Genomic DNA, 25,353 nt, shown 5'->3' on the forward strand with positions numbered 1-25,353 from the left:
CAACCGATCCAGAGGACCGGCCGGGGATGTCAACATATCTGGCGTTGACTTTTGGCACGCTGTTGAGTTCTCAAGGAACGGACACTTCCTTCGAGTCACTCTCGTGAACTCTCCGGGCGCTTCGTTCTTTCGTGTTTCCCAGCCTAGCAGATGTTTTCCGCTCCGTTTTCCGGAGTTTCATTCACCAACTGGCCGGTCTTTCGTGTTTCCAGCTTATCAGATGCTTTCTGCTCCGTTTTCCGGAGAATCATTCATCCGATTTGCTGTGGCCGCCCCTCGCGGTGCGACTCCGGAACTGTACGGGGCTCGGCCCCTCGCAAGCAAATCGCCCCCGCCGGCCGGGCCGGCGGGGGCGACAGGGCTGTTGCTCAGCGGACCTCGGTGATCTCCGGGCCGCGGGCGAAGGGGTCCAGAGGGGCGGTGCCGTACCGGCTGCCACCCTCCTCCGCCCCGGTGCCAGGGCCGCCGTCGGCGACCATCTGGGCGTCCTCGGGAAGCTTGAGCACGATCGGGTCGCGCGGAGCCATCGGGGTCTCGCCGCGAACGACGACCGTCTGCTGGAAGACCTGCTCCAGAATGCCGGCCATCTCGGGCTGGACCGCGGCCTGGCCGGAGATCACACCGCGCAGGAACCAGCGCGGTCCGTCGCAGCCCACGAACCTGACCAGCTGGACACCCTGGGTGCCGTCCGGCAGCTGCACGGGGACCTGGGCGCGGAGGTGCCAGCCCAGCGGGCCCTCTTCCTCCTCGATCAGGCCGCCCTGGGCGGTGATGCCGTTGGCGATCTCCTCGCGGACCTCGCCCCAGATGCCCTCGGACTTGGGGGCGGCGAAGGCCTGCAGCTGGATCGCACTGTTACCGAGGACGAGCGTGGCGGCGACGATGGAGTCACCGGCCACCTCCACCCGCAGCTCCATGCCTTCGACCCCGGGGACCAGCAGGCCCCCCAGGTCGACCCGGCCTTCCTCGGGGCCCTCCAGCTCGGAGACGTCCCACGGGCCGTCCGGACGGGGCGCCGGCGGCAGGCCGACCCGGTCGGCCGGGTCCAGCTCGGCGTCGTTCTCGCTCTCGGCGGAGTCCTCGACGTCATCGGCCGTCTCGTCGGCGCTGGTGGCGTCCTCGGCGAGCTGCTCGACAGCGTCCTCGCTCTTGTGGCGACGACGGAACACGGTCACTGTCCTTCCCGGCCCGGACGGATCCAGGTCCGAAGCGAATACCTGCTCGGCTACTGCGAGACCGCGGGCATGCTAGACCGCGGCGTGGCCACCGGTCGACCCGAACCCACCCGCGGCGCGTGCCGACCCCGGCAGCTCGGCCACCTCGTGGAACCGCGCCTTCTCGACCTGCTGGATGACCAGCTGGGCGATGCGGTCCCCTCGGCGGAAGCTGACCCCCTCGCGCGGGTCCAGATTGACGACGATCACCTTGATCTCACCACGGTACCCGGCATCGACGGTCCCTGGGGCGTTCACCAGTGCAACGCCGCAACGAGCTGCGAGTCCCGAACGCGGGTGCACGAACGCCGCGTAACCGTCCGGTAGCGCAATGGCGACACCGGTCGGCAGCACGGCCCGCTCGCCGGGGGCGAGTTCCGCGTCGACCGTGGTGCGCAGGTCGGCTCCGGCGTCGCCCGGGTGCTCGTAGGCGGGCAACGGCAGGTCCGGGTCGATCCGGTTGATCAGGATGTCCACCGGCGGACGCGGGGTGGTGCTCACGGGTTCACCTCGAAGGCTCGGCTGCGCTTCAGCAGATCGGGGTCGTCCAGGGCCTTCTTGATGTCCTCCGGACGACCGTGCGTGGTGAAGTGTTCCAGCTTCACCTGGATGAAGAGTGCCTGGGCTCGCACCGCGACCGGTCCTTCCGGGCCGCCGATCCGTCCCTCCGCCGCGCTGTAGATCTTGCGGCCGTGCACCCCGGTCACCCAGGCGTGGATGTGCAGCACCGAGTCGACCGGCACCGGGCGGACGAAGTCCGTCTCCAGCCGGCCGGTCACGGCCGGGGCGTGGAGCAGCCAGTTCAGCGTGCCGAGGGTCTCGTCCATCGCCGTCATCAGGACGCCGCCGTGCGCCAGCCCCGGTCCGCCCTGGTGGCCGGGGCGGACGGTGAACTCGGCGTCGACCGTGAGGCCCTCACCGGCCACCGCGTCCAGCCTCAGGCCCTGCGGGTGCTGCGGCCCGCAGCCGAAGCAGTGGTCGTAGTGCGAGCCGAGCCGGGCGCCCGGGGCCGGCGCCTCAGGGGCTCGGTCGGGGATGGTGGCACCGGCCGGCGGCGTGGTGGGGGTGAGGAACGGGGCGGCCGCCTTGGGCTCGTCCGCGGGCTGCGACGTGGGCAGCGGGGCGATGGATCCGGTCACAGCCGCGACCCTACCGGCTGGTAGCAAGCCGCGGGGAGGCAGTGTCACACCAGTTGTGTCACAGCCGGCACCCCGGCCGCCCCGGCGCTTCCGGGCGGCTCCCCGGGGGCGGCGTCGGGGGGCGGCCGGCCCGGCGCACACAATGGAGGGCATGTACGACGAACGCCTCACCGTCCCGCGCTCCTGGTGGCTGCTGCCCGTCGCGACCGGGCTCTCGCTCGCGTTGATCATGCTCAGGCTCAGTGAGCTGGGCGCCCTGGCCGGGCTGGTCGTCGGGTTCGTCGCGGCCGCGGCCGCGATCAGCAACTACGGCTCGGCCCGGATCCGGGTGGTCCAGGGCTCGCTGGTGGCCGGCCAGGCCCGGATCCCGGTGGGAGCGCTGGGCGAGGCCCGGCCGCTGGACCGGGCGGAGGCGCTCGCCTGGCGCTCGGTCAAGGCGGACCCGCGCGCCTTCATGCTGCTGCGCAGCTACGTGCCGACCGCCCTGCGGGTCGAGATCTCGGATCCGGCCGACCCGACCCCGTACGTCTATCTCTCCACCCGCTCCCCGCAGCGGCTGGCCGAGGCGATCGAGGCGGCCCGCGGCCGGAGTGCGCGCTGACCGGACCCCGAGCCCGGGCCGGGCACGGCCCCGGACACGGCCCCGGACACAGAGGAGGGACGGCTCCGCATCGCTGCGGGACCGTCCCGTTCTCCGGTGGTGCGCCGGTCACGGCAGGACTCGCCTACCGGGTGCCACCGCTCGCGGCGGCGGCTGATGCTGCCTCCGGCCCTGCTGCCGAGGGTCGGTCGGGGCGGCGTACCGGGCCGGCCGTGGAGGGCCTGCCCGGGCCATGGCCGCGTGGTGCTCAGGCGCCGCAGTCCCGGCAGATCGGCTGGCCGTTCTTCTCGCTGTACAGCTGGCTGCGGTGGTGCACAAGGAAGCAGCTCATGCAGGTGAACTCGTCGGCCTGGCGCGGAAGCACCCGGACGGACAGCTCTTCGTTCGAGAGGTCTGCGCCCGGAAGCTCCAGACCCTCGGCCGCGTCGAACTCGTCGATGTCGACCGTGCTGGTCGCCTTCTCGTTCCGACGTGCCTTGAGCTCCTCGATGCTGTCCTCGTTGAGGTCGTCATCGGTCTTGCGCGGGGTGTCGTAGTCCGTTGCCATTTTCGCTCTCCCCCTTTGGGTGTGTGCGGTATCTCCAGCGCACGTAACGCTTGGGGGGTCGGTCTTGTGCCCGACCCGAGGCCGAGATTGTGCCTTACTTCAAGCCCTGTTACTCAATCGACACCCAACCTCAAGCCCGTTGGGGTGATCGAACAGGTCCCGGACAGCGTCACCGTGCGGCGTCGGTGCCATGACCCCCGGCCACTCGGACAGTCACCCCCGGTAGCCGTCGGAGCGGCGTTCGATCCCCAACTTCCCTGACGCCGAAAGGCTTTGGCGACACGTCAACAAATCCGCCGGCCCGACGCACGGTCACCCCCGGGCCGACCATCACTCGAACGAGTGATCACCCAGAGAGATCACCCGACCGTACCGAGCTACCGGATGTGAGATAGGACACAGCGGGGACTTTTTTGCCGAAATCCAGACATTCGGCACGCCTGGGGCGCACGGCCGGCGCACCACCGGCGCCCGGGCGCCCCTGGTCAGCGCTTGGCGGCGTTGGCCGCGCGGCGCGCGAGCAGGGCGGCCTGGCGCTCGTCGAACTTCGCGGCCTGGGCGTCCAGACCCGCCAGGAACAGGCCGAGCTCCTGCTGGGCCTGAGCGCCCTCCGGGCCCAGACCGGTGGTCTCCATGACCTTGAGGTGCCGCAGCACGGGCTGGAGCACGTCGTCGTGGTGGATCCGGAGGTTGTACACGCCGCCGATGGCGATCTGGGCGGCGGAGCGCTCGAAGCCGGGCATGCCGTGGCCGGGCATCCGGAAGTTGATCACGACGTCGGCGATCGCCCGCATGGCCTGGTCCGGGGCGATCTCCAGCGCCGCGCGCAGCAGGTTCCGGTAGAAGACCATGTGCAGGTTCTCGTCGTTGGCGATCTTCGCCAGCAGCTGGTCGCACAGCGGGTCGCCCGAGGTGTGGCCGGTGTTGCGGTGGGCGATCCGGGTGGCCAGCTCCTGGAAGGCCACGTAGGCCACCGAGTGCAGCATGCTGTGCGAGTTGTCGGAGGCGAAGCCCTCGCCCATGTGCGCCATCCGGGCCCGCTCCAGCTCCACCGGGTCGACGGCCCGGGTGGCCAGCAGGTAGTCGCGAATGGCTATCCCGTGCCGGCCCTCCTCCGCCGTCCAGCGGTGCACCCAGGTGCCCCAGGCGCCCTCGCGGCCGAACATGGTGGCGATCTCGTGGTGGTAGCTGGGGAGGTTGTCCTCGGTCAGCAGGTTGACCACCAGCGAGATCCGGGCCAGCGGGGTGACCTTGGACTGGTCGAGTGCCCAGGCCTCGCCGCCGAGCACGCCGTCGAAGTCCCGCCCCTGGCTCCACGGCACGTACTCGTGCGGCATCCACTCCCTGGCGACCTTGAGGTGCCGGTTGAGCTCGGTCTCGACGACGGCTTCGAGCTCCAGGATCAGCCGCGCGTCGGTCCAGGCGGACGTGGCGGTGCGCTGCACGGGGGCGATGGTCACGGCGGTTCTCCCGGGGGCGGACGAGGGTGGCGGACAAGGGCGGCGGCCGATCGGGCCGGCCGGCCGGGACACCGGCGGAGCCGGTCGGGACGACTGACCTACGGCTGCGTAGGTTACGACACCGTAAGTTGTCTCGGCGCGAAAAGACAAGCCGCCCCTGCCAGGCCTTATGTCAATCCGACACGGCGGGCAGGGGCGGCGAGGACGGTCCGGGCACGGACCGCGGGCCGCCTGGCTGGTGGGCGGCTTCGAGAAGCTCTCGGGGGCGCCCGGCGGGGCTTGGGCGCCCCTTGGTCAGCCGGGGATGCGGACCCGGATGGTCAGGCCTCCCCCGGGCCTGGAGGAGGCGTCGATGACACCTCCGTGGGCCCGGACCACCGAGCGGACGATGGACAGGCCGAGGCCCACCCCCTTGTCGCTCCTGGTCCGGTCGGCGCCCTTGACCCGCCGGAACGGTTCGAAGATGTGCTCCAGCTCGTAGCCGGGCACCACCGGGCCGGTGTTGCTCACCACCAGCTCGCCGCCGCCCTCCGGGGTGGCCCGGGTGATGATCTCCGCCCAGCCGTCGGGGGTGTTGTACCGCACCGCGTTCTGCAGCAGGTTCAGCGCGATCCGCTCCAGCAGCACGCCGTTGCCCGAGACGGTCACCGGAGCCAGTTCGGGGCGCAGTGAGACCTCCCGGGTGACCGCCTCCGGCCGGATCTGCTCGAGGGCCCGCAGGGCGACCTCGGAGAGCTCCACCGGCCGCCGGTCGGTGAGTTCGTTGTCGCTGCGGGCGAGCAGCAGCAGGCCCTCGACCAGCTGCTCGCTGCGTTCGTTGGTGGCCAGCAGGGTCTTGCCGAGCTGCTGGAGGTCGGGCGAGGCGGCCGGATCGGAGAGCTGCACCTCCAGCAGGGTGCGGTTGATCGCGAGTGGGGTGCGCAGCTCGTGCGAGGCGTTGGCGACGAACCGGCGCTGGGAGTCGAAGGCCCGGTCGAGGCGCTGGAGCATGTCGTCGAAGGTGTCGGCGAGCTCCTTGAGCTCGTCGTCCGGGCCGTCCAGCTGGATCCGCCGGTGCAGGTCGGAGCCGGCCACCTCGCGGGCGGTGCGGGTGATCCGGCCGAGCGGGCGCAGCACCCGGCCGGCCATCGCGTAACCGGCGGCGAAGGCGATCACGGCGAGGCAGACCAGCGCGGTGAGGGCCTTGCGGAGCAGGGTGTTGAGCGCCTGGTCGGCCTCGACGGCCTGGTAGTTGTCGATGTAGCGGTCCAGCGCCGTCTGGTTGTTGATGACGATGCCGTCGGGCGTGGTGATCTGGACGTTCGGGCCCAGCCTGAGCGGGGGCAGCGAGGCGCCCTGGAAAGCCTGGCGGACGAAGTAGTACATCAGCAGCAGCAGCACCACGCCGGCCATCAGGAACATGCCGCCGTAGAGCAGGGTGAGCCGGATCCGGATGGTCGGCCGGAGGGCGAGCCAGGCGAACAGGCCGTCGCCGGGGCGGTAGGCCGGGGTCTCGCGCCGGTGCTCGACCGGGTCGGCGGCCCGCGGGGGCCGGGCCGGGCGCGGCGGGATCGGGCCCGGGCCGCCGGTGGGCGTGCCGGGGGCCCCGCCGGCGGGGGGCGGGGTGTTCATGGCTGGTCCTCTCGGGTGCTGCGGTGGCGGGGTGGCGGTGCCTTCGGGGCCGGCTCCGGCGGCCCTCAGATCCGGTAGCCGGAGCCGGGCACCGTGACGATGACCGGCGGGTCGCCGAGCTTGCGGCGCAGGGTCATGACGGTGACCCGGACGACGTTGGTGAACGGGTCGGTGTGCTCGTCCCAGGCCTTCTCCAGCAGCTGCTCGGCCGAGACCACGGCGCCGCCGGCCCGCATCAGGACCTCCAGCACCGCGAACTCCTTGGGGGCGAGCTGGACCGTCCGGCCGTCCCGGATCACCTCGCGGCGGCCGGGGTCGACGCTGATCCCGGCGCGTTCCAGCACCGGCGGCAGCGGGACGGTCGCCCGGCGGCCCAGCGCCCTGACCCGGGCGACGAGTTCGCTGAAGGCGAACGGCTTGGGGAGGTAGTCGTCGGCGCCGATCTCCAGTCCCTCGACCCGGTCGCTGATGTCGCCGGAGGCGGTCAGCATGATCACCCGGGTGGCGAGGCCCTGCTCGACCACGCGGCGGCAGACGTCGTCACCGTGGACCAGGGGGAGGTCGCGGTCCAGGACGACCACGTCGTAGTCGTTGACGGCGATGCGCTGCAGCGCCGCCTCCCCGTCGTAGACGACGTCGACGGCCATCGCCTCGCGGCGCAGGCCGGTGGCGACGGCTTCGGCGAGGAGTTGCTCGTCCTCCACGACGAGTACCCGCACGGTGGTGGTCCCTTCTGCTGGTGCGGCCCCACCGTGGACGCCCGTGCGGGCCGTTGTGCGCCGGGCGCGGGGTCGACACGCCGCGGGCCGCGGGCGGCCTCGGGGCTGGCGGACGACTCCGACGGTGCTGCCCATCCTGCCTGGTTCCCGGCTAAAGCCGCAGTAAGACCGGCCGGCCGGCCCTTGCCCCCCGCCGCCGCGGGTCCTGGCCGGGCCGGGCCGGCGCCCGGGGCCGGACGGAGCCGGGGCCCGGGGCCCGGTGGCCGGGGCGGCCCGGAGCAGGCGGGGCACCCGATCCGGCGACGGCCGCTCCGATTGGACTGTGACGCGGGCAACTTTCTCGCTCGGGGAGGTTTCCCCGGCCCCCGGGCGGGGAGGACAACCCCACACCAGCGATGCCGCCACCGCGCGGGTCGCACCCACCCGCCGCGTGTTCATCCGCACCGGCCTGGGGATCGAATGTCACCGGTAGCCGCCGCAGACCGGCTCCCGCGCCCGACCGGAGAGACAGTCACCGGGCTCGGCGCTTCCGTTGATCTCGATCCGTCGGCCGGGGAGCATGCGGACCGTGCCCGTTCGACACAGCAAGGGGGCCCGTATGGACGCCTTCACCGACGGAATCCTGCAGCGCATAAGGAATGCGGAGCAGGATCTCCACCGCGCACTCGAGTCCGGGGACGATTTCCTGGCCGAGGTCGAGCAGTCCGAGCTGGAGGACCTGCGCAGACTGGCTGCCGAGCACGGGGTCGACGCAGTGCACGAGATGCACCGCGCGGCCGCCTGACCGAGCCCGCAGCCTTACCAGCAGCGGTCGTACCACAGCACCGCACCCGCCCCGCAGCACCGGGGGCGACAAGAAAACGCGAGCCCTGGCACAACCCCTGTGCCAGGGCCCTTCACTGCCCCGCCGCGCGGGGCCGGCCGCTGCGGCGGGCGGCCCCGGGCGGCGGTTCAGTCCCGCCAGGCCCCGATCTCGTCCAGCCGCTGCTGCAGCTGCTCGAACAGCCCGGGCGGGGCGGCCACCGTGAGGTCGCCGTCCGGCTCCTGCCCCGGGCGCCCGCCGGCCAGTGCGCCGGCCTCCCGGGCGATCAGCACCCCGGCCGCCCGGTCCCACGGGGCGAGGCCCCGCTCGAAGTAGCCGTCCACCCGGCCCGCGGCGAGGTCGCAGAGGTCGACGGCGGCCGCGCCCCCGCGCCGGATGTCCCGGAACTCCGGCATCAGGTGCAGGAGCACCTCGGCCTGCCGGACCCGGACCGACTGGACGTAGTTGAAACCGGTGCTGACCAGCGCCTGGCCCCAGGGCGGCGCGGGCCGGCAGGAGACCGGGTGGCCGTCCAGGTAGGCGCCGCCGCCGAGCACGGCGTGGAACAGCTCGCCCCGGGCCGGTGCGTAGACGACGCCGACCACCGCGCGGCCGTCCAGCTCGGCGGCCACGCTGACGGCCCAGTTGTGGAGGCCGTAGAGGTAGTTGACCGTGCCGTCGAGCGGGTCGACGACCCAGCGGACGCCGCTGGTGCCGTTCCGCTCGGCGCCCTCCTCGCCCAGGTAGCCGTCGGCCGGGCGGCGCTCGCCGATCAGCTCCAGGATCAGCTTCTCCGAGGCGAGGTCCATCTCGGTGACCACGTCCACGGGGCTGCTCTTGGTGGCGGCCACCCCGAGGTCGGCCGGACGGCCGTCCCGCAGCAGCGAGCCGGCCCGGATCGCGGCCTCCTTGGCCAGCTCCAGCAGTTCGGCGAGCAGGTCGGGGCTGGGTGACACGGGCTGGTTCCTCCTGAGGGCCTGGACGGACGGCGGGGCAAGGCGGGGCGGCAGCGGGACGGACGTCAGAGCTGGGCGGCTGCGGGCCGGGGCGCGCGCGGGTTGGGGCAGCAGGCGACGGCGCAGACGTCGTGGCTCGCGCCGAGCGTACCGAGGGCGCAGCGCTCCACCGGCACGCCCCGCTCGACGGCCGCCCGCTCCAGCACGAGTTCCCGGACCGCGGCGGTGAAGCGGGGGTCGGTCCCGACGGTGGCCGCCCGGGCGACCGGCAGGCCGAGCTCGGCGGCCTTCGCGGCGGCCTCGGTGTCCAGGTCGTACTTGACCTCCATGTGGTCGGAGACGAAGCCGATCGGGACCAGCACGGCGGCGGCCGCGCCGGCCTGGTGCAGGGTCTCCAGGTGGTCGCAGATGTCCGGCTCCAGCCACGGGATGTGCGGGGCCCCGCTGCGGCTCTGGAAGACCAGCTGCCAGGGGCGGTCCGGCACGCCGGTGGCCTCGGCGACCGCGTCGGCCACCAGCCGGGCGACCTCCAGGTGCTGGGCGACGTAGGCGCCACCGGGCTCGCCGCGGGCCGGGTCGTCGGGGGCGCCCGAGCTGTCGGCCATCGCGTTCGGGATGGAGTGCGTGGTGAAGGCGAGGTGCGCGCCGTCGCGGACGCCGGCGGGCAGCGCGTCGAGCGCGGTCAGGGTGGCGTCGATCATCGGGCCGACGAAGCCGGGGTGGTTGTAGAAGTGCCGGAGCTTGTCGACCCGCAGCTCCGGCAGCCCTTCGGCGCTCAGTTGCGCCAGCGCGTCGGCCAGGTTCTCCCGGTACTGGCGGCAGCCCGAGTAGCCGGCGTACGCGCTGGTGGCGAGGGTGAGCACCCGGCGGTGGCCGTCGGCGGCCAGCTCGCGCAGGGTGTCGGTCAGGTAGGGGGCCCAGTTCCGGTTGCCCCAGTGGACCGGCAGGTCGAGGCCGTGCTCGGCGAAGTCCTTGCGGAGCGCGGCGAGCAGTTCGCGGTTCTGCTCGTTGATCGGGCTGACGCCGCCGAACAGGAAGTAGTGCTTGCCGACCTCGGCCAGGCGCTCCTTGGGGATGCCTCGGCCGCGGGTGACGTTCTCCAGGAACGGCACCACGTCCTCGGGGGCCTCGGGGCCGCCGAAGGAGAGCAGCAGGAGCGCGTCGTAGGGCGCGTGGTCGGTGGCGGTGGGCGTGTCGGACATGGCACCGATCCTGCCACCAGCCGACCCGGGCGCGGCGGCGGGCCGCCGTGGGGGCCTGCGGGGGATTTCCGGTTGCCGGAGTTCGTAAGCTGTGTCTGCGAACCTTGTTCCTTACCCCTTCTTCCGCGGAGCCCCCGTGCTGTCCAGTTACCGCCAGATCTTCGCCGCCCCCGGCAGTCTGGCCTTCTCCTCCAGCGGCTTCGTCGCCCGGCTGCCGATCTCGATGACGGGCATCGGCATCGTGACGATGCTCGCGCAGCTGCGCGGCTCGTACGGGCTGGCGGGCGCGGTCTCGGCGGTGCTCGCGCTCTCCGCGGCCGGTCTCGGCCCGCAGGTCTCCCGGCTGGTCGACCGGTACGGGCAGCGCCGGGTGGCACGGCCCGCCACCGCGGCCACCCTGCTCGCCGCGGTCGGGCTGCTGCTGTGCGCCCACTTCGGGGCGCCGGCCTGGACCCTGTTCGCGTGCGCGGTCGGGATGGGCGTGATGCCCAGCACCGGCTCGATGGTCCGGGCCCGCTGGGCCCACCTGTACAGCGCCGAGCCGCCCAAGCTGCACACCGCGTACTCGCTGGAGGCGGTGGTGGACGAGATCTGCTTCATCGTCGGGCCGATCCTGTCGATCGGGCTGGCCACCGCGGTGTTCCCGGAGGCCGGGTTGGTGCTGGCGGGGCTGTTCCTCGGCGTCGGGGTGCTGCTGTTCACCGCGCAGCGCCGGACCGAGCCGCCGGTGCACCCCTCGGCGCACCACAGCGGCGGCTCGGCGATCGGCTCGGCGGGCCTCCAGGTGCTGGTGCTGACCTTCGTGGCCACCGGTGCGATCTTCGGCTCGGTGGAGGTGGTCACCGTGGCCTTCGCCCAGGCGCAGGGGCAGAAGTCCGCGTCCGGTCTGGTACTCGCGGTGTACGCGCTGGGCTCGTGCCTGGCCGGGGTGGTGTTCGGGACGCTGAAGCTGAAGGGCTCGATGGCGATCCGCTTCGTGGCCGGGATCGCCGTGATGGCGGTCAGCATGGTGCCGCTGCTGCTGGTCGCCTCGACCCTGCGCGGCACCGCCGGCCTGGTCGGCATCGGCGCGGCGCTCTTCCTCGCGGGGCTGTCCATCTCGCCGACCCTGATCACCGCGATGGCCCTGGTCGAGCGGCTGGTCCCGGCCGCTCAGCTGACCGAGGGGATGACCTGGACCACCACCGGGTTGGCCTTGGGCGTGGCGCTCGGCTCCGCCGCGGCGGGCTGGCTGGTGGACGCCGCCGGCGCGGCCGCGGGCTACTGGGTGCCGGTGGCGGCCGCGGGCTTCGGTGTCCTGGTCGCGCTGGCCGGCTTCTCCCGGCTGCGGGGCGGGCTGGCCGCCGAGTCGCCGGCCCCGGCCGGAAGCAGCCTGCCCGGCTGAGCGGGGACCATGGACCGGTGGGGGGTGAGTGACTACGCTCACCCTACCCACTGGTAGTCCGTGAGCAGGAGGCCTCCGCATGCCCCAGAGCACCGCCACCGCAGGCTGGCGCAACTGGGCCGGCAACCAGAGTGCCCGGCCCGGTCAGGTGGTGGCCCCCGCCGGGGTCGATGAGCTCGCCGAGGTGGTCCGCCGGGCCGCCGGGCAGGGGCGCACGGTCAAAGCGGTCGGCTCCGGCCACTCCTTCACCTCGATAGCCTCCCCCGGCGACGGCGTGCAGATCCGCCCGGACGCGCTGACCGCGGTGCGCGGCATCGACCCGCAGGCGGGCACCGTGACCGTGGAGTCCGGCCTCCCCCTGCACCGGCTCAACCGGCTGCTGGAGGCCGCCGGGCTCTCGCTCACCAACATGGGCGACATCGAGGTGCAGACCGTGGCCGGCGCCACCAGCACCGGCACCCACGGCACCGGCCGCGACTCCGGCTCGCTGGCCGCGCAGATCAAGGCGCTGGAGATCGTGCTCGCCGACGGCTCGGTCCAGCAGTGCTCGCCCACCGAGAACCCCGAGCTGTTCCAGGGCGCCCGCCTCGGCCTCGGCGCGCTCGGCGTGGTCAGCGCGCTCACCTTCGGCGTCGAGCCCGCCTTCCTGCTCACCGCGCACGAGCAGCCGATGGTCTTCGACGAGGTGCTGGAGCGCTTCGAGGACCTGGCCGCCGTCAACGAGCACTTCGAGTTCTACTGGTTCCCGCACACCGACCGCTGCTCCACCAAGCGCAACAACCGCAGCCAGGGCCCGGCCGCCCCGCTGCCGCGGTTCAAGGCCTGGCTGGACGACGACTTCCTCTCCAACACCGTCTGGGAGGGCGCCTGCCGGGTCGGCCGCCGCTTCCCCGCCACCATCCCGACCATCGCCCAGCTCGCCAGCCGCGCCTGGTCCGAGCGCACCTTCACCGACACCGCCTACAAGGTCTTCACCAGCCCGCGCAAGGTCCGCTTCATCGAGATGGAGTACGCCGTCCCGCGCGCGGCGGCCACCGAGGTGCTGCGCGAGCTGAAGGCGCTGGTGGAGCGCTCCGACTGGCGGATCAGCTTCCCGGTGGAGGTCCGGGTCGCGCCCGCCGACGACCTCTGGCTGTCCACCGCGAGCGGGCGGGACACCGTCTACCTGGCCGTCCACCTCTTCCGCGGCAGCTCCGAGCAGGGCTACTTCACCGCGGTCGAGCAGCTGATGGCCGCTCACCAGGGCCGCCCGCACTGGGGCAAGCTGCACACCAGGGACGCCGAGTACCTCGCCTCGGTCTACCCGCGCTTCGGCGACTTCACGGCGCTGCGCGACAAGGTCGACCCGGGGCGGCTGTTCGGCAACGACTACCTGCGCCGGGTACTGGGCGCCTGACCGGTCAGCCGACCGGCGTGCCGGAGGGCGGCGCCGCGCCGCCCGGGGCGGTCGACGCCGCGCCGGACGAAGCGCCCGACGGGCTGCCGGACGGACCTCCGGAGGGGCTGCTCGACGGGGTGCCGGACGGGCTGCCCGAGGGCGTGCCGGACGGCGTGGCCGAGGAGCCGCGCGACGGGGTCGCGGACGGCGTGCCGCCGGCGCCCGGGGAGCCGCCGGGCGCGGAGGGCGGCACCGCCGCCGGATCGGAGCCGCCGGTGGAGCGCTCGGGGCCGGACGGGCTGCGCACCGACTCGCCGCGGCCCGGGTTGAACGAGGTCCCGGTCCGCGAGTCCCCGCCGGTCAGGCTGCTCACCGGCTCCCCGGCCAGCACCTCGACCGCCAGGATCGGCACCATCGCGAGAGCGAACACCAGCACGGACACCGCCGCGCCGGTGCGCCAGGTCCAGCGTCTCCTGGCCCGGACCAGCTGCGGCTCGTTCCACTCCCCCGACGGCGCCGCGGGCCCGGCCTCGCACGCCGCGGGCACCTGGCGCAGGCCGTTGGCGGTGGCGCCCGGTCCGCGGTCGACCGCGCCGCGCAACTGCTCGCCGGTGCGCCGGAAGAGGTGCTGGAAGAAGGCGCTGCCGACGGTGGCGCCGACACTGACCACGGCCGCGCCGATGATCGTGCCGTACACGCCGAGCTCGGAGGCGAGCACCGCACCGACCACCGTCGCCAGCGCGCTCGCGGCGACCTGGGCCACGCTCAGGTCCAGCCGCCCGCGGCCGCCCTCGGCCTTCGCCGCGGTGCCGGCCTCCGGTGCGGACTGCTCCCTCTGCTGCGGCATCGACACCCCTTGGTCAGCCCGTCACGTTTTCGAACAAGTCGGTCCATCTTGCACAGAGAAGGACACATGGGGCGAAAATCCGACTCCCTGAAGTCGATATATGTGAAGATGATCACCACTGGCTGATCGATGGTCTGCCATTGGGGTGCGAGCTCTTGAGATTCCGCTGATTCGCGGGAGACTTGAGCGGCGAGCCGCCCCTCTCGATGCCACGAATGGAGTACTGTTCGTGGAGCCTGAGCCTTCGGTCAATCAATCGGCAGTCCGTCGGAAGACGATCGGAAGGCCCGGGCGCAACGTCGACCGGCGACGTGGCAAACAGGCAACCGTGCCACAGCGGCGCGCCCGGGCGAAAGCCCGACACGCCGGGTAACTCTGCAAGGTTGTGGCCACTCGCCAGCGGGCAGGCCACACTCAGTACGGGAGCAGCGACGCAGGTGACGTCGGCAGGCACCACCCGGGAGGTAACCGTGCCCGAACTGCGCGTCGTGGCCGTCAGCAACGACGGCACACGGCTGGTGCTCAAGGCTGCCGACAGCACGGAGTACACCCTCCCGATCGACGAGCGGCTGCGCGCCGCCGTCCGGGGTGACCGCCCGCGGCTCGGCCAGATCGAGATCGAGGTCGAGAGCCACCTCCGCCCCCGGGACATCCAGGCGCGGATACGAGCCGGTGCCTCCGCCGAGGAGGTCGCCCAGGCCGCCGGGATCTCGGTGGACCGGGTCCGCCGCTTCGAGGGCCCCGTGCTGGCCGAGCGCGCCTTCATGGCCGAGCGGGCCCGCAAGACCGCGATCCGCCGGCACGGCGAGTCGACCGGTCCGCAGCTCGGCGAGGCGGTGGCCGAGCGGCTCGCGCTGCGCGGCGCCGAGAAGGACGCCGAGCGGTGGGACTCCTGGCGCCGGGACGACGGCACCTGGGAGGTCATCCTCGCGTACCGCGCGGACGGCGAGGCCCGTACCGCCAGCTGGACGTACGACCCGCCGCGCCGGCTGGTGCAGCCGAACGACGACGAGGCCCGCGCGCTGATCGGCGAGAACGTCGATCGCGAGGAGGACTCGGTCTTCCCGTTCATCCCGCGGATCGCCCGGCTCCCCCAGGACCGGCCGGCCCGCCCGATGATCGAGCGGCCCTCGGCCGACCGGATCATGTCCTCCCGGGAGGTCCGCGAGGTCCGTGAGGTCAGGGAGGCGCGCGAGAGCCGGGAGGCCGTCGCCGACGCCCGGGACTCGCTGACCAGCCTGCTCGACGTGGTGCCCGCCTTCCGCGGCGACCTGGCGATCGGCCCGGCTCCCGAGCCGGCCGTCGTCGAGGAGCCCGAGGTGGCCGAGGAGCCGGCCGCGCCCGCGGCCAGCATCGGCGCCGGCTCGGCGTACGCGGACATCCTGATGCCCCGTTCGGTCGCCCCGCACCGGGAGCGGCTGGTCGGGACGACGGACCGGCAGGCCGAGGCGGACGGCGTCCGGCCGGGCCGCCGGGCCACCGTGCCCAGCTGGGACGAGATCGTCTTCGGCAGCCGGCGCAAGAAGCAGGACTGACAAGACGCCGGACCGAGCAGCAGAGCCAGGCCGAACGGGTGGCGGCCCCTCCGACGAGGGGCGGCCACCCGTTCGGCGTTCCGGTCAGCCGGGCTGTGCCCCGGTCGCAGCCGGGCGCTGCGGCTGCCCGGACCACTCGCTCCAGGAGCCGGGATACAGGGCCGCGCCCGGATGTCCGGCCACCTCCAGCGCCAGCAATTCGTGCGCGGCCGTGACGCCGGACCCGCAGTAGACCCCGACCGCCCGGCCGGCCACGCCCAGCGCATCGAAGCGGGCGGCCAGCTCGGCGGCGGGGCGGAAGTGCCCGTCGGCGGTCAGGTTGTCGGTGGTCGGCGCGGACACGGCGCCCGGGATGTGCCCGGCGCGCGGGTCGACCGGTTCGACCTCGCCGCGGTAGCGCTCACCCGCCCGGGCGTCCAGCAGCAGCCCGGTGCGCGCCAGTTCGGCCGCCCCGTCGGCGTCCAGGGTGGGCAGCCGCCCGGGCGCGGGCTCGAAGTCGCCCTCCGCCGCGGCCGGCGGCTCGGTGCTCTCCGGCAGGCCGGCCGCCCGCCAGGCGGCCAGGCCGCCGTCCAGCACCCGGACGTCCCCGTGCCCGGCCCAGCGCAGCAGCCACCAGGCCCGGGCGGCCGAGGTGGCCGGCCCGGCGTCGTACACCACCACCGAGCGCCCGGCGCTCACCCCGGCGCGGCGCAGTGCCTCGCCGAGCCGCTTCGGATCGGGCAGCGGGTGCCGGCCGGCCGCGCCCGGCGCCTCGGCCAGGTCGTGGTCCAGGTCGAGGTAGTGCGCGCCGGGCAGGTGACCGGCGGCGTACTCCTCGGCGCCGGGCGGGCCGCCCAGCTGCCAGCGGACGTCCAGCAGGGCCGGCGGGTCGGTCGCACCGAGCGCGGACTGCAGCTCGGCGACCTGGATCAGCGGGGTGGAAGTAGCCGTCATGCCGCCATTGTCGCCCCGCACCTCAGCTCTTTGTACGGTCTTTGCCCGGCTCGCCGGTCGGTCGCGGGCTCCCGGCCGGGCCCGGGTGGAACCATTCGGCCTGGAAGCGTCGGCCACCCGGTGAGGGGACGCGATGACTGCGGTGAAGCTGCGGCTGGCTCAGGGCACGCCCTGCTGGGTGAGCCTGATGACCGATGACCTGGAGGGCGCGAGGGCGTTCTACGGCGCCCTGCTGGGCTGGGAGTTCGAGCCGGGGCCGACCCGGCTCGGCCCCTACGTGCGGGCCACCCTGAACGGTGCGAAGGTCGCCGGACTCGGCGTCACCCCGGCCGGCACCTGCTACCCGGTCGAGTGGACCACGTACTTCGCGGTGGACAACGCCGACGAGGTGGCGCAGCGGATCCGGGAGTGCGGCGGGACGGTGGCGGTCGGACCGCTGACGGCGGACCGGGCCGGGCGGATGGCGATCGCCGCCGACCTGTCGGGCGCGGTCTTCGGGATCTGGGAGGCGGCCGAGCACCTGGGCTGGGAGGTGGTCGGGGAGCCTGGCGCGCCGGCCTGGAACGAGCTGGTCACCGGGGACGACGAGAGCGCGGCGGTGTTCTACCGGGCGGTGCTGGGGCGGTCCGTGGTGTCCGCCGCGGCCGGTGCGGTGGCCCGCGGCGAGGACGACGCGCAACTGCTGGTCGGCGGGCTGCCGGTGGCCGGCATCCGGCACAGCACCGACCTGCGCAACGGGCCGCCGCGCTGGCGGGTGCACTTTGCGGTGGCGGACGCCGACCTGACGGTGCACCAGGTGCTGGACCTGGGCGGGGTGCTGCGGGTGGGCCCGTACGACACGCCGTTCGGCCGGGTGGCCCGGCTGGCGGACCCGCGGGGCGGCCAGTTCTCGGTGGTCCAGCCGACCGGCTGACCGGGGCCCCGGGGGTCGGGGCCGAGGCTCAGCGGGAGTGCTCCTCGAAGGGCAGGACGTCCGGGGAGAGCACGGCGGCGCGAGCGGTGGCCGCGGTGAGGCGGCGGCGGTGGTGGCGCCGGCAGAGCACCTCGTAGCCGATCTCGTCCTCGTTCACGGCGACGTCGCCGACCACGACCTGGGCCCCCTCGACCACCATCACCCCGCCGACCGTCCGGGCGTTGTGGGTGGCCCGGGCGCCGCACCAGCAGAGCGCCTCGACCTGGAGCACCTCGACCCGGTCGGCGAGCTCGATCAGCCGCTGCGAGCCGGGGAAGAGCCTGGTCCGGAAGTCGGTGGTGATGCCGAAGGTGTAGACGTCGATGCCGAGTTCGTCGACCACCCGGGCGAGCTGGTCGATCTGCTCGGCGGAGAAGAACTGGGCCTCGTCGCAGATCAGGTAGTCCACCTTGCCGCCGGCCGAGAGCAGGTGGACCACGTGCGCCTGGAAGTCGAAGTCGTCCGCGACCTCGACCGCGTCGGCCCGCAGCCCGAGGCGGCTGGAGATGGTGGCGGCGCCGGCCCGGTCGTGGCGGGTGAAGATGATGCCCGTCCGGCCGCGCGCCGCGTGGTTGTGGTCCATCTGGAGCGCGAGCGTCGACTTGCCGCAGTCCATCGTGCCCGAGAAGAACACCAGTTCAGCCATGGGTGGAGCGAGGGCCTTTCAGTGAGATTGCCGGTCAGGCACGGACTTCGAGGAGCGGCACCAGCTGTTCGACCGGGGTCATCGAGCCGTGCAGGCCGATCATCGAGGACTCGCCGGGCTCCTTCCGGGAGGCGATCACCGCGATGTCGTCCCTGGCGGCCGCCACCACATCGCCGATCCGGTGGTAGACCCGGTCGTCCACCACGGGGCCGAACCAGCCCGCGGCTATCGCCTGGTCCCGGGTGGCGACCCACATCCGGTCGCCGAGCACCTCGCTCCAGACCGTGAACACGTCCGCGGCCGCACCGGGCACCGCGTACACGTGCCGGGCCCGGCCCTCGCCGCCGAGCAGGGCGACGCCGGCGCTCAGCTCCCAGTCCTCGTCGAAGTCGATCCGGTCCTCGGGCGCGATGTCGATCATGCCGTGGTCGGCGGTGACGTACAGCGCGGAGCGCGGCGGCAGCTGCTCGGCCAGCCGGCGGGCGAGCCGGTCGACGGTGTTGAGCATCATCCGCCAGTCGTCGGAGTCCACGCCGAAGCGGTGGCCGGCCCCGTCCAGCTCGCTGACGTAGGTGTAGACCAGCGCCCGGTCGTGGTCGGCCAGCCAGCGGGCCGCCTCGTCCATCCGCTCCTCGCCGGTGGTGCGGCCGAGGAAGGAACCGCCGGACAGCGCGACCCTGGTCAGCGGGGTCTGGGCGAACAGCGGGGAGGAGACCTGGCTGGTCGCCACCCCCGCCTGGTGGACCTGCTCGAAGACGGTCGGGTACGGCTGCCAGCTCACCGGGTCCACCGGGGGCTGCCAGCGCAGCTGGTTCATCAGGTACCCGGTGCCGGGCACGGCCACCGTGTAGCCGGCCAGCCCGTGCCGGCCGGGCGGGGTGCCGGTGCCGACCGAGGCCAGCGAGGTGGCCGTGGTGGACGGGAAGCCCGCGGTGATCGGGCTGGAGCCGGCCATCAGCGAGGTCAGGAACGGCGCGTACTCGGGGTGGCGCCGGACCAGCTCCCAGCCCATCCCGTCGACCAGGAACACGCAGACCCGGTCGGCGGGCTCCAGCACCAGCCCGCTGTCGAAGCCGGGCAGGCCGAGGCCGGTCGCCACGGCGGGCAGCAGGTCGGCCAGCGAGCCGCTGCCGTAGGCGGGGACGGGGGCGTCGGAGGGGTCGAGGATCTCGAAGGAGTCGTAGTCGAGGTGCGGCATTCGCTGGCGGACCTCAGACCCGGGTGCTGACGGTCGCCTCGGACAGCGCGCGGGCGAACACCAGGGCCTGGGCCACCGTCTCCGGGCCGTCCCCCGCCTCGCTGACCCGCAGCGACAGGTCGTCCGCGGTGGCCGAACCGGTGTAGCCGTGGTCCGCCTCGCAGTTCGGGTCCGAGCAGCCGGCCGGCTCCAGGTCGAGGCGCTGCACCGCGCCCCAGCCGATGGTCAGCACGACCTCGCGCGGCAGCGTGCCGGGCGTGTACGTCTCGGGGTTGGCGACCATGCGGCTGACCACCACGGAGTTGATCCGGTCCAGCCGGACCGTCTCGGTGGAGGTGGTCGCGTACGGCACCGGGTTGCCCGCGTCGCCGTTCTGCTCGTCGGTGTGGCTCACCACGAAGCGCGAGGAGGTCAGCACCAGCACCGTCACGTGCCGGCGCACCTCGTTGGCGTCGAAGGTGGTCTCCTGGTGGACCAGGTAGGAGCTGATCGGCTCGGGGCCCACCGCGGACTCGACCGCCTCGGACACCAGCGCCGGGTAGTAGCCGCTGCGCTCGATCGCGGACCGCAGGTCCTGCGTGGTGGTGGTACCGGTCTTGGCCATAACTCCATCCTGGCATGTCCCGCCGACGAAGCGGGCGGCACTGCGCCGAGCTTCCGGGCCTTCCGCGCCCTTCGAAGGGGCGCAACCACGAAAGGTTACAGGGTGCTCATGGCGCGCGGTCCCAGATCGGTCCGGACCGGCAGGGGCGCGATCCGCACCTGCGCGCCCAGCACCGCCAGCCCGCGCGGGGCCACCACCACCGGTTCGAGGTCGACCGATGCCACTTCCGGCAGGTCGTCCACCAGCCGGGAGACCCGCAGCAGCAGCTCCTCCAGGGCCCCGGTGTCCACCGGGGCGGCGCCGCGCCAGCCGAACAGCAGCGGGGCCGCCCGGACTTCCCTGATCAGCTCGGCCGCGTCCCGGTCGGTGGCCGGCACCAGCCGGTGCGCCAGGTCACCGAGCAGCTCGGAGGGGGCGCCGGCCAGCCCGAACGAGAGGATCGCGCCGACCGCCGGGTCGACCGCCGCACCGATCACGGTGTCCACCCCGCGCGGGGCGAGCCGCTGCACCACCAGCTCGGCCCGGCCTGCCCCGCCGAGCAGCGCGTCCAGTTCCCGGTGCGCCCGGCGCAGCTGCGCCTCCCCGGTCAGGTCCAGCCGGACGCTGCCGAGGTCGGCCCGGTGCCGCAGGTGGTCGGCGGTGGCCTTGAGCGCGACCGGGTACCCCAGGTGGGTCGCGGCGCGCACCGCGCTCTCCTCGTCCGGGGCCGGCAGCACCGGGCTGACCTCGATGCCGTAGCGGGCCAGCAGGCTCAGCGTGTCGGCCTCGGGCAGGGTGACCCGGGCGCCGCCCGGCTGGGTGCGGGCGGCGACCGCCGCCCTGGTGTTCAGCGCGGCTTCCACCAGCGCCCGGGCGCCGGCCTCGTCGATGCCGTCCAGCTCGGGCACCCGGGCGGTCTGCTCGGCCTCGGCGGTGCGCCGGCGCCAGTCTGCGTACCGGACGGCGTCGGCCAGCGCGTGCACGGCCCGCTCGGGGGCCGGGTAGGCGGGGATCCGGCCGGGGCGCAGCCGTTCGGCCAGGCCGGTCAGCGCGAGGTGGTTGAGCAGCAGCGGCTTGCCCAGCTCCCGGCCGAGCGCGGCGGCGTCCAGCAGCGCCGCGGCGATCTCCGGATCGTCCGCGCGCAGCTCCTGGTCCGGGCCGGTGCCCTGCACGCCGATCGGCGGGATGGCGACCGCGATCACGGCGTCCACCCCGGGGTCGCGCAGCGCGGTGTGCAGCGCGATCCGGAAGTTCTCCCCGGTGGCGGCGGTGGTCAGGTCGACCGGCGTGCGCGGGCGCAGTCCGGCGCTGAGGCAGGCGTCGTGGGTGAGCAGGCCGAGCGAGTCGGAGTTGCCGACCACGGCCACCCGGTCGCCGGCCGGCAGCGGCTGACCGGCGAGCAGCTCGCCGGTGTCGAACAGCTCGGTGATGGTGTCCACCCGGACCACCCCGGCCTGCTGGAACAGGGCGTCCACGGTCGCGTCCCGGAGCCGGCCGGCGGCCGGCTGGACGGCGTGCCCGGGCGGCAGGCTGCCGGTGTGCCGGGCGCCCTTGAGCACCACCACGGGCTTGGCGGCGGCCAGCCGGCGGGCGATCCGGGTGAACTTGCGCGGGTTGCCGAAGGACTCCAGGTAGAGCAGCAGCACCTCGGTGGCCTCGTCCTCCTCGCCGTACTGCAGCCAGTCGTTGCCGGACACGTCGGCCCGGTTGCCGACCGAGGCGAACGAGGAGACGCCGAGCCCGCGGCGGTGGGCCGCCTCCAGCAGCGCCACCCCGATCGCGCCGGACTGGCAGAACAGGCCGAACGGCCCGCGGTCGGGCAGCACCGGCGCCAGCGAGGCGTTCAGCGGCCGCCCGGGGTCGGTGTTGATCAGGCCGAACGCGTTCGGGCCGACCACCCGCATGCCGGCCGCCCGGGCCTGGCGGACCAGCGCGCGCTGGCGGTCGCGGCCCTCCGGCCCGGTCTCGGCGAACCCGGCGGTCACCACCACCAGGCCCTGCACGCCGTGCGCGCCGCACTCGGCGACGGCCGCGGCGACGCCGGGCTCCGGGACGGCGATGATCGCCAGGTCGACCGGCCCGGGGATGTCCCCGACCCGGCGGTGGGTGGCCACCCCGTCGAGTTCGGTGCCGGCCGGGGCGCTCCGGTTCACCGCGTACACCGGGCCGCGGAAGCCGGCCAGGTCGCGCAGCAGCGAGCGGCCGACCGAGTGCGGGCTGCGGGAGACCCCGAGCACGGCGACCGAGCGCGGGGTGAGAAGCCGCTGCACCGAGCGGGCCTCGGCGCGGTGCTCGCGGGCCCGCATCACCGCGAGCGAGGCGGCGGTCGGCTCCAGGTCGAACTCCAGGTGCACCACGCCGTCGGCGATGCTGCGGTGCTGGGTGTAGCCGGCGTCGGTGAAGACCTTCACCATCTTGCGGTTCTCGGGGAGCACCTCGGCGGTGAAGCGGCGGATCCCGCGCTCCTGGGCGACGGCCGCGATGTGTTCCAGCAGCGCGGAGGCGACGCCGCGGCCCTGGTGCGCGTCCTGGACCAGGAAGGCCACCTCGGCGTCGGTGCCGGTGGTGGACGGGCGGCCGTCGGCGTCGATCCGGTCGTAGCGGACGGTGGCGATGAAGCGGTCGCGGACCACCACCGCCAGGCCGACCCGGTTGATGTAGTCGTGGTGGGTGAAGCGCCGGACGTCCTTGTCGGACAGCCGCGGGTACGGGGCGAAGAAGCGGAAGTACTTGGACTGGTCGGAGACCTGCTCGTAGAAGTCCACCAGGCGCTGTGCGTCGTCCTCGGTGATCGGCCGGATCCGGGCCGTGCCGCCGTCGCGCAGCAGGACGTCGGCCTCCCAGTGCTGGGGGTAGCTGTGCTCGTCGCCCCGGTGCGGGGGGCGGGCCGCGGAGTCGTCCACGATCGTCAGGTTATCGGGCGGCGGGCCGGATGGCGCCCGGCATGCAACACTGGTCTAGACAACATGGCTGTACCAGCACCACCTGAAAGGCACGTCTCATGGCCGAGCGCCGCGTCTCCATCGGTTGGCCCGAGGGCCTGCACGCCCGTCCCGCCTCCGTCTTCGTCCGCGCCGTGACTGCCACCGGCCTGCCGATCACCATCGCCAAGGAGGGCGGGAACGCGGTCAACGCCGGCTCCATGCTCGGCCTGCTCGGCCTCGGCGCCGAAGGCGGCGACACGGTCATCCTGGCCTCGGACGCCGACGGCGCCGACGAGGCGCTGGACCGCATCGCCAAGCTGGTCCAGGAGGGCCTGGACCAGCTGCCGGCCGCCTGAGCCCGCACAGTCCGAAGGGGTGCCCCCGCCGAACCGCTGGGGCACCCCTTCGACGTGCTCGGACCGGTCTCAGAACACCGACCACCCGGTCGCCGTGGTCAGCGCGTCCAGCGCCGCCACCCCGAGCACCGAGTTGCCCGCCGCGTCCAGCCCCGGGCTCCACACGCAGACCGAGCCACGCCCGGGCAGCACCGCGAGCACCCCGCCGCCCACCCCGCTCTTGCCCGGCAGCCCCACCCGGAACGCGAACTCGCCCGCCGCGTCGTACGTCCCGCAGGTCAGCAGCACCGCGTTGATCCGCTTCGCCTCGCTGCGGGTCAGCAGCCGCGAGCCGTCCATCCTTATCCCGTGCCGGGCCAGGAACAGCCCGGCCATCGCCAGGTCGCGGCAGCTCGCCGCGATCGCGCAGTGCGCGTAGTAGTGCACCAGGACGCTGTCCACCGGGTTGCGCAGATTGCCGTAGCTGGCGATGAAGTGCGCCAGCGCCGCGTTCCGGTGTCCGTGCCGCGCCTCCGAGGCCGCCACCGCGTCGTCGGTGTCCACCCCCGCGCGGCCCGACTCGGCCCGCAGGAAGTCCCGCACCGCACCGGCCGCGTCCCCGGTCAGCTCCAGCAGGCGGTCCGTCACCACCAGCGCGCCCGCGTTGATGAAGGGGTTGCGCGGGATGCCCTGCTCGGTCTCCAGCTGCACCAGCGAGTTGAACGGATTGCCGGACGGCTCCCGCCCGACCCCCCGCCACAACCCGTCGTCGCCCTCGGCCAGCGCCAGCGCCAGGGTGAACAGCTTCGACACGGACTGGATCGAGAACGGCTGGTCGCAGTCCCCCGCCCCGTACACCTCGCCGTCCACCGTCGCGATCGCCATCCCGAAGGCCTCCGGATCGGCCTCGGCCAGCGCCGGGATGTAGTCCGCGACCCGCCCCCGCGCCTGGCCGCGCAGCGCCTGGTCCATCACCTCGTGCAGCAGTCCCTGGTAGTCCACGGGGGCCATTGTGTCCTGCGGGACGAATGTGTCTTGCAGGACAGGTGTGTCCTGCGGGACGCGACGGACCGGGACAGCGCGGCGGGCCGGGGCGCGGCTCCCCCGCACCCCGGCCCGCCGACGGTCAGCCCTTGACGCAGACGACCTGCTTGAGCTCGGCGACCACCTCGACCAGGTCCTTCTGCTGCGCGATGACCTTCTCGATCGACTTGTACGCGCCGGGGATCTCGTCGACCACGCCGGAGTCCTTGCGGCACTCCACGCCCTTGGTCTGCTCGGCGAGGTCCTGCTGGGTGAAGCGCTTCTTCGCGGCCGTCCGGCTCATCTTGCGGCCGGCGCCGTGCGAGGCCGAGTTGAACGAGGCCTCGTTGCCCAGGCCGCGGACGATGTACGAGCCGGTGCCCATCGAGCCCGGGATGATCCCGTAGTCGCCCGAGCCGGCCCGGATCGCGCCCTTGCGGGTGACCAGCAGGTCGACCTCGTCGTACCGCTCCTCCGCGACGTAGTTGTGGTGGCAGCTGATCATCTCGTCGAAGGCCACCTTCGCCTTCGGGAACTCGCGCCGGACGACGTCCTGGAAGAGCGCCATCATCATGGCCCGGTTGTTCTTGGCGTACTCCTGCGCCCAGAACAGGTCCTGCCGGTAGGCCGCCATCTGCGGGGTGTCCGCGATGAACACCGCGAGGTCGCGGTCGACCAGGCCCTGGTTGTGCGGCAGCGAACGGGCCACCCCCATGTGGTACTCCGCCAGCTCCTTGCCGATGTTGCGCGACCCGGAGTGCAGCATCAGCCACACCGCGCCGGTCGTGTCGACACAGACCTCGATGAAGTGGTTGCCCGACCCGAGGCTTCCCATCTGCTGGGCCGCCCGCTCGCGCCGCCACTTCACCTCGGGTGCGATCGCGTCGAAGCGGCCCCAGAAGTCGTCCCACCCCGCCGCGGCGAAGCCGTGCAGCTTGCCCGGGTCGACCGGGTCCGTGTGCAGGCCGCGGCCGACCGGGATGGCCTGCTCGATCTTGGAGCGGAGCCGGGACAGGTCGTCCGGCAGGTCCTTGGCGGTGAGCGAGGTCTTGACGGCCGTCATCCCGCAGCCGATGTCGACGCCGACCGCCGCCGGGCAGACCGCGCCCTTCATGGCGATCACGGAGCCGACCGTCGCCCCCTTGCCCAGGTGGACGTCGGGCATCACGGCGAGGCCGTGCAGCCAGGGCAGCGTGCTGATGTTGCGCAGCTGGTCCATGGCCTGACTCTCGACGGTGGCCGGGTCGGCCCACATCCGGATCGGGACGCGGACGCCGGGAACCTCGGTGTACGACATGGTGGTACGACCTCCCAGGGTCGGTTGTTTCAAGCGTAGGAGAGTTGCCGCGCACATGAAGTCCCGG

24 protein-coding genes are annotated in these 25,353 nt (G+C 73.5%); 7 read left to right on the plus strand and 17 right to left on the minus strand.

Going from position 1 to position 25,353, the window contains the following annotated elements; all coding sequences use genetic code 11:
* Window positions 1-368 precede the first annotated feature (368 nt).
* From AB0K43_RS27405 to AB0K43_RS27415, 3 genes are all read right to left on the minus strand, one after another.
* The gene (locus tag AB0K43_RS27405) at window positions 369-1,169 is read right to left on the minus strand and encodes a DUF3710 domain-containing protein (RefSeq protein WP_363644309.1); all 801 of its coding nucleotides are present in this window, start codon (window positions 1,167-1,169) and stop codon (window positions 369-371) included.
* A gap of 78 nt (window positions 1,170-1,247) precedes the next feature.
* On the minus strand, window positions 1,248-1,715 hold the full coding sequence (dut, locus tag AB0K43_RS27410; RefSeq protein WP_363644311.1) for a dUTP diphosphatase: 468 nt from the start codon (window positions 1,713-1,715) through the stop codon (window positions 1,248-1,250).
* Window positions 1,712-2,251, minus strand: coding sequence for a PaaI family thioesterase (locus AB0K43_RS27415; protein WP_363644393.1), 540 nt, complete (start codon window positions 2,249-2,251; stop codon window positions 1,712-1,714). The genes dut and AB0K43_RS27415 overlap by 4 nt, the downstream gene beginning before the upstream one ends.
* A gap of 244 nt (window positions 2,252-2,495) precedes the next feature.
* Here AB0K43_RS27415 and AB0K43_RS27420 point away from each other — a divergent pair, with 244 nt between their 5' ends.
* Window positions 2,496-2,954, plus strand: coding sequence for a DUF3093 domain-containing protein (locus tag AB0K43_RS27420; protein WP_363644313.1), 459 nt, complete (start codon window positions 2,496-2,498; stop codon window positions 2,952-2,954).
* Window positions 2,955-3,201: 247 nt separating this feature from the next.
* On the opposite strand, the gene AB0K43_RS27425 is transcribed toward AB0K43_RS27420, so the two are convergent.
* The 4 genes from AB0K43_RS27425 to AB0K43_RS27440 all read right to left on the minus strand — a co-directional run bounded on the left by AB0K43_RS27425 (window position 3,202) and on the right by AB0K43_RS27440 (window position 7,291).
* Window positions 3,202-3,501: a DUF4193 domain-containing protein gene (locus tag AB0K43_RS27425; protein ID WP_033817777.1), complete on the minus strand. Its 300-nt coding sequence runs from the start codon at window positions 3,499-3,501 to the stop codon at window positions 3,202-3,204.
* Between the two features lie 485 nt (window positions 3,502-3,986).
* Window positions 3,987-4,961, minus strand: a complete 975-nt coding sequence (locus AB0K43_RS27430) for an acyl-ACP desaturase (RefSeq protein WP_363644315.1) — start codon at window positions 4,959-4,961, stop codon at window positions 3,987-3,989.
* A gap of 294 nt (window positions 4,962-5,255) precedes the next feature.
* Window positions 5,256-6,572, minus strand: a complete 1,317-nt coding sequence (locus AB0K43_RS27435; protein WP_363644317.1) for a HAMP domain-containing sensor histidine kinase — start codon at window positions 6,570-6,572, stop codon at window positions 5,256-5,258.
* A 65-nt stretch (window positions 6,573-6,637) separates the two neighbouring features.
* On the minus strand, window positions 6,638-7,291 hold the full coding sequence (locus AB0K43_RS27440; RefSeq protein ID WP_350640684.1) for a response regulator transcription factor: 654 nt from the start codon (window positions 7,289-7,291) through the stop codon (window positions 6,638-6,640).
* Between the two features lie 598 nt (window positions 7,292-7,889).
* On the opposite strand from AB0K43_RS27440, the gene AB0K43_RS27445 reads away from it, so the two are divergent.
* Window positions 7,890-8,075, plus strand: coding sequence for a hypothetical protein (locus tag AB0K43_RS27445; protein ID WP_350640699.1), 186 nt, complete (start codon window positions 7,890-7,892; stop codon window positions 8,073-8,075).
* Between the two features lie 167 nt (window positions 8,076-8,242).
* Here the strand turns inward: AB0K43_RS27445 and AB0K43_RS27450 are convergent, their stop codons facing one another.
* Window positions 8,243-9,049 carry an inositol monophosphatase family protein gene (locus AB0K43_RS27450; RefSeq protein ID WP_363644320.1) on the minus strand — a complete coding sequence of 269 codons (807 nt, stop codon included), beginning with the start codon at window positions 9,047-9,049 and terminating at the stop codon, window positions 8,243-8,245.
* A 65-nt stretch (window positions 9,050-9,114) separates the two neighbouring features.
* Window positions 9,115-10,251 carry a ferrochelatase gene (locus AB0K43_RS27455; RefSeq protein ID WP_363644322.1) on the minus strand — a complete coding sequence of 379 codons (1,137 nt, stop codon included), beginning with the start codon at window positions 10,249-10,251 and terminating at the stop codon, window positions 9,115-9,117.
* A gap of 136 nt (window positions 10,252-10,387) precedes the next feature.
* Here AB0K43_RS27455 and AB0K43_RS27460 point away from each other — a divergent pair, with 136 nt between their 5' ends.
* Together AB0K43_RS27460 and AB0K43_RS27465 are read left to right on the plus strand one after the other, a co-directional pair.
* Window positions 10,388-11,635: an MFS transporter gene (locus AB0K43_RS27460; RefSeq protein WP_363644324.1), complete on the plus strand. Its 1,248-nt coding sequence runs from the start codon at window positions 10,388-10,390 to the stop codon at window positions 11,633-11,635.
* Between the two features lie 79 nt (window positions 11,636-11,714).
* Window positions 11,715-13,031 (plus strand): D-arabinono-1,4-lactone oxidase, encoded by a 1,317-nt coding sequence (locus AB0K43_RS27465; RefSeq protein WP_363644326.1) that lies wholly within the window; start codon window positions 11,715-11,717, stop codon window positions 13,029-13,031.
* 4 nt (window positions 13,032-13,035) lie between these two features.
* On the opposite strand, the gene AB0K43_RS27470 is transcribed toward AB0K43_RS27465, so the two are convergent.
* On the minus strand, window positions 13,036-13,860 hold the full coding sequence (locus AB0K43_RS27470) for a hypothetical protein (RefSeq protein ID WP_363644328.1): 825 nt from the start codon (window positions 13,858-13,860) through the stop codon (window positions 13,036-13,038).
* A 437-nt stretch (window positions 13,861-14,297) separates the two neighbouring features.
* On the opposite strand from AB0K43_RS27470, the gene sepH reads away from it, so the two are divergent.
* Complete coding sequence (gene sepH / locus AB0K43_RS27475) at window positions 14,298-15,395, plus strand: septation protein SepH (RefSeq protein ID WP_363644330.1); 1,098 nt, start codon at window positions 14,298-14,300, stop codon at window positions 15,393-15,395.
* 84 nt (window positions 15,396-15,479) lie between these two features.
* Here the strand turns inward: sepH and AB0K43_RS27480 are convergent, their stop codons facing one another.
* Entirely contained in the window at window positions 15,480-16,328 is an 849-nt protein-coding gene (locus AB0K43_RS27480; protein ID WP_363644332.1) for a sulfurtransferase, read from the minus strand.
* A gap of 133 nt (window positions 16,329-16,461) precedes the next feature.
* Between AB0K43_RS27480 and AB0K43_RS27485 the strand changes: the two genes are divergently transcribed.
* A complete protein-coding gene (locus AB0K43_RS27485) occupies window positions 16,462-17,241 on the plus strand; it encodes a VOC family protein (RefSeq protein WP_363644334.1) in 780 nt (259 codons plus the stop codon).
* Between the two features lie 28 nt (window positions 17,242-17,269).
* On the opposite strand, the gene AB0K43_RS27490 is transcribed toward AB0K43_RS27485, so the two are convergent.
* From AB0K43_RS27490 to AB0K43_RS27505, 4 genes are all read right to left on the minus strand, one after another.
* Window positions 17,270-17,926 carry a thymidine kinase gene (locus tag AB0K43_RS27490; RefSeq protein WP_363644336.1) on the minus strand — a complete coding sequence of 219 codons (657 nt, stop codon included), beginning with the start codon at window positions 17,924-17,926 and terminating at the stop codon, window positions 17,270-17,272.
* A gap of 34 nt (window positions 17,927-17,960) precedes the next feature.
* Window positions 17,961-19,124, minus strand: a complete 1,164-nt coding sequence (locus AB0K43_RS27495; RefSeq protein WP_363644338.1) for a nucleotide pyrophosphatase/phosphodiesterase family protein — start codon at window positions 19,122-19,124, stop codon at window positions 17,961-17,963.
* A 13-nt stretch (window positions 19,125-19,137) separates the two neighbouring features.
* A complete protein-coding gene (locus AB0K43_RS27500) occupies window positions 19,138-19,728 on the minus strand; it encodes a DUF5998 family protein (protein ID WP_363644340.1) in 591 nt (196 codons plus the stop codon).
* A gap of 95 nt (window positions 19,729-19,823) precedes the next feature.
* A complete protein-coding gene (locus AB0K43_RS27505; RefSeq protein WP_363644342.1) occupies window positions 19,824-22,610 on the minus strand; it encodes a GNAT family N-acetyltransferase in 2,787 nt (928 codons plus the stop codon).
* A 98-nt stretch (window positions 22,611-22,708) separates the two neighbouring features.
* On the opposite strand from AB0K43_RS27505, the gene AB0K43_RS27510 reads away from it, so the two are divergent.
* Window positions 22,709-22,987 carry an HPr family phosphocarrier protein gene (locus AB0K43_RS27510; RefSeq protein ID WP_363644344.1) on the plus strand — a complete coding sequence of 93 codons (279 nt, stop codon included), beginning with the start codon at window positions 22,709-22,711 and terminating at the stop codon, window positions 22,985-22,987.
* 69 nt (window positions 22,988-23,056) lie between these two features.
* Here the strand turns inward: AB0K43_RS27510 and AB0K43_RS27515 are convergent, their stop codons facing one another.
* Together AB0K43_RS27515 and AB0K43_RS27520 are read right to left on the minus strand one after the other, a co-directional pair.
* Entirely contained in the window at window positions 23,057-23,977 is a 921-nt protein-coding gene (locus AB0K43_RS27515; RefSeq protein ID WP_363644346.1) for a glutaminase, read from the minus strand.
* A gap of 115 nt (window positions 23,978-24,092) precedes the next feature.
* Entirely contained in the window at window positions 24,093-25,286 is a 1,194-nt protein-coding gene (locus AB0K43_RS27520; protein WP_363644348.1) for an RtcB family protein, read from the minus strand.
* Between the last annotated feature and the right edge of the window lie 67 nt (window positions 25,287-25,353).

This window comes from Kitasatospora sp. NPDC049258 (assembly GCF_040678895.1).
Lineage (GTDB): Bacteria > Actinomycetota > Actinomycetes > Streptomycetales > Streptomycetaceae > Kitasatospora.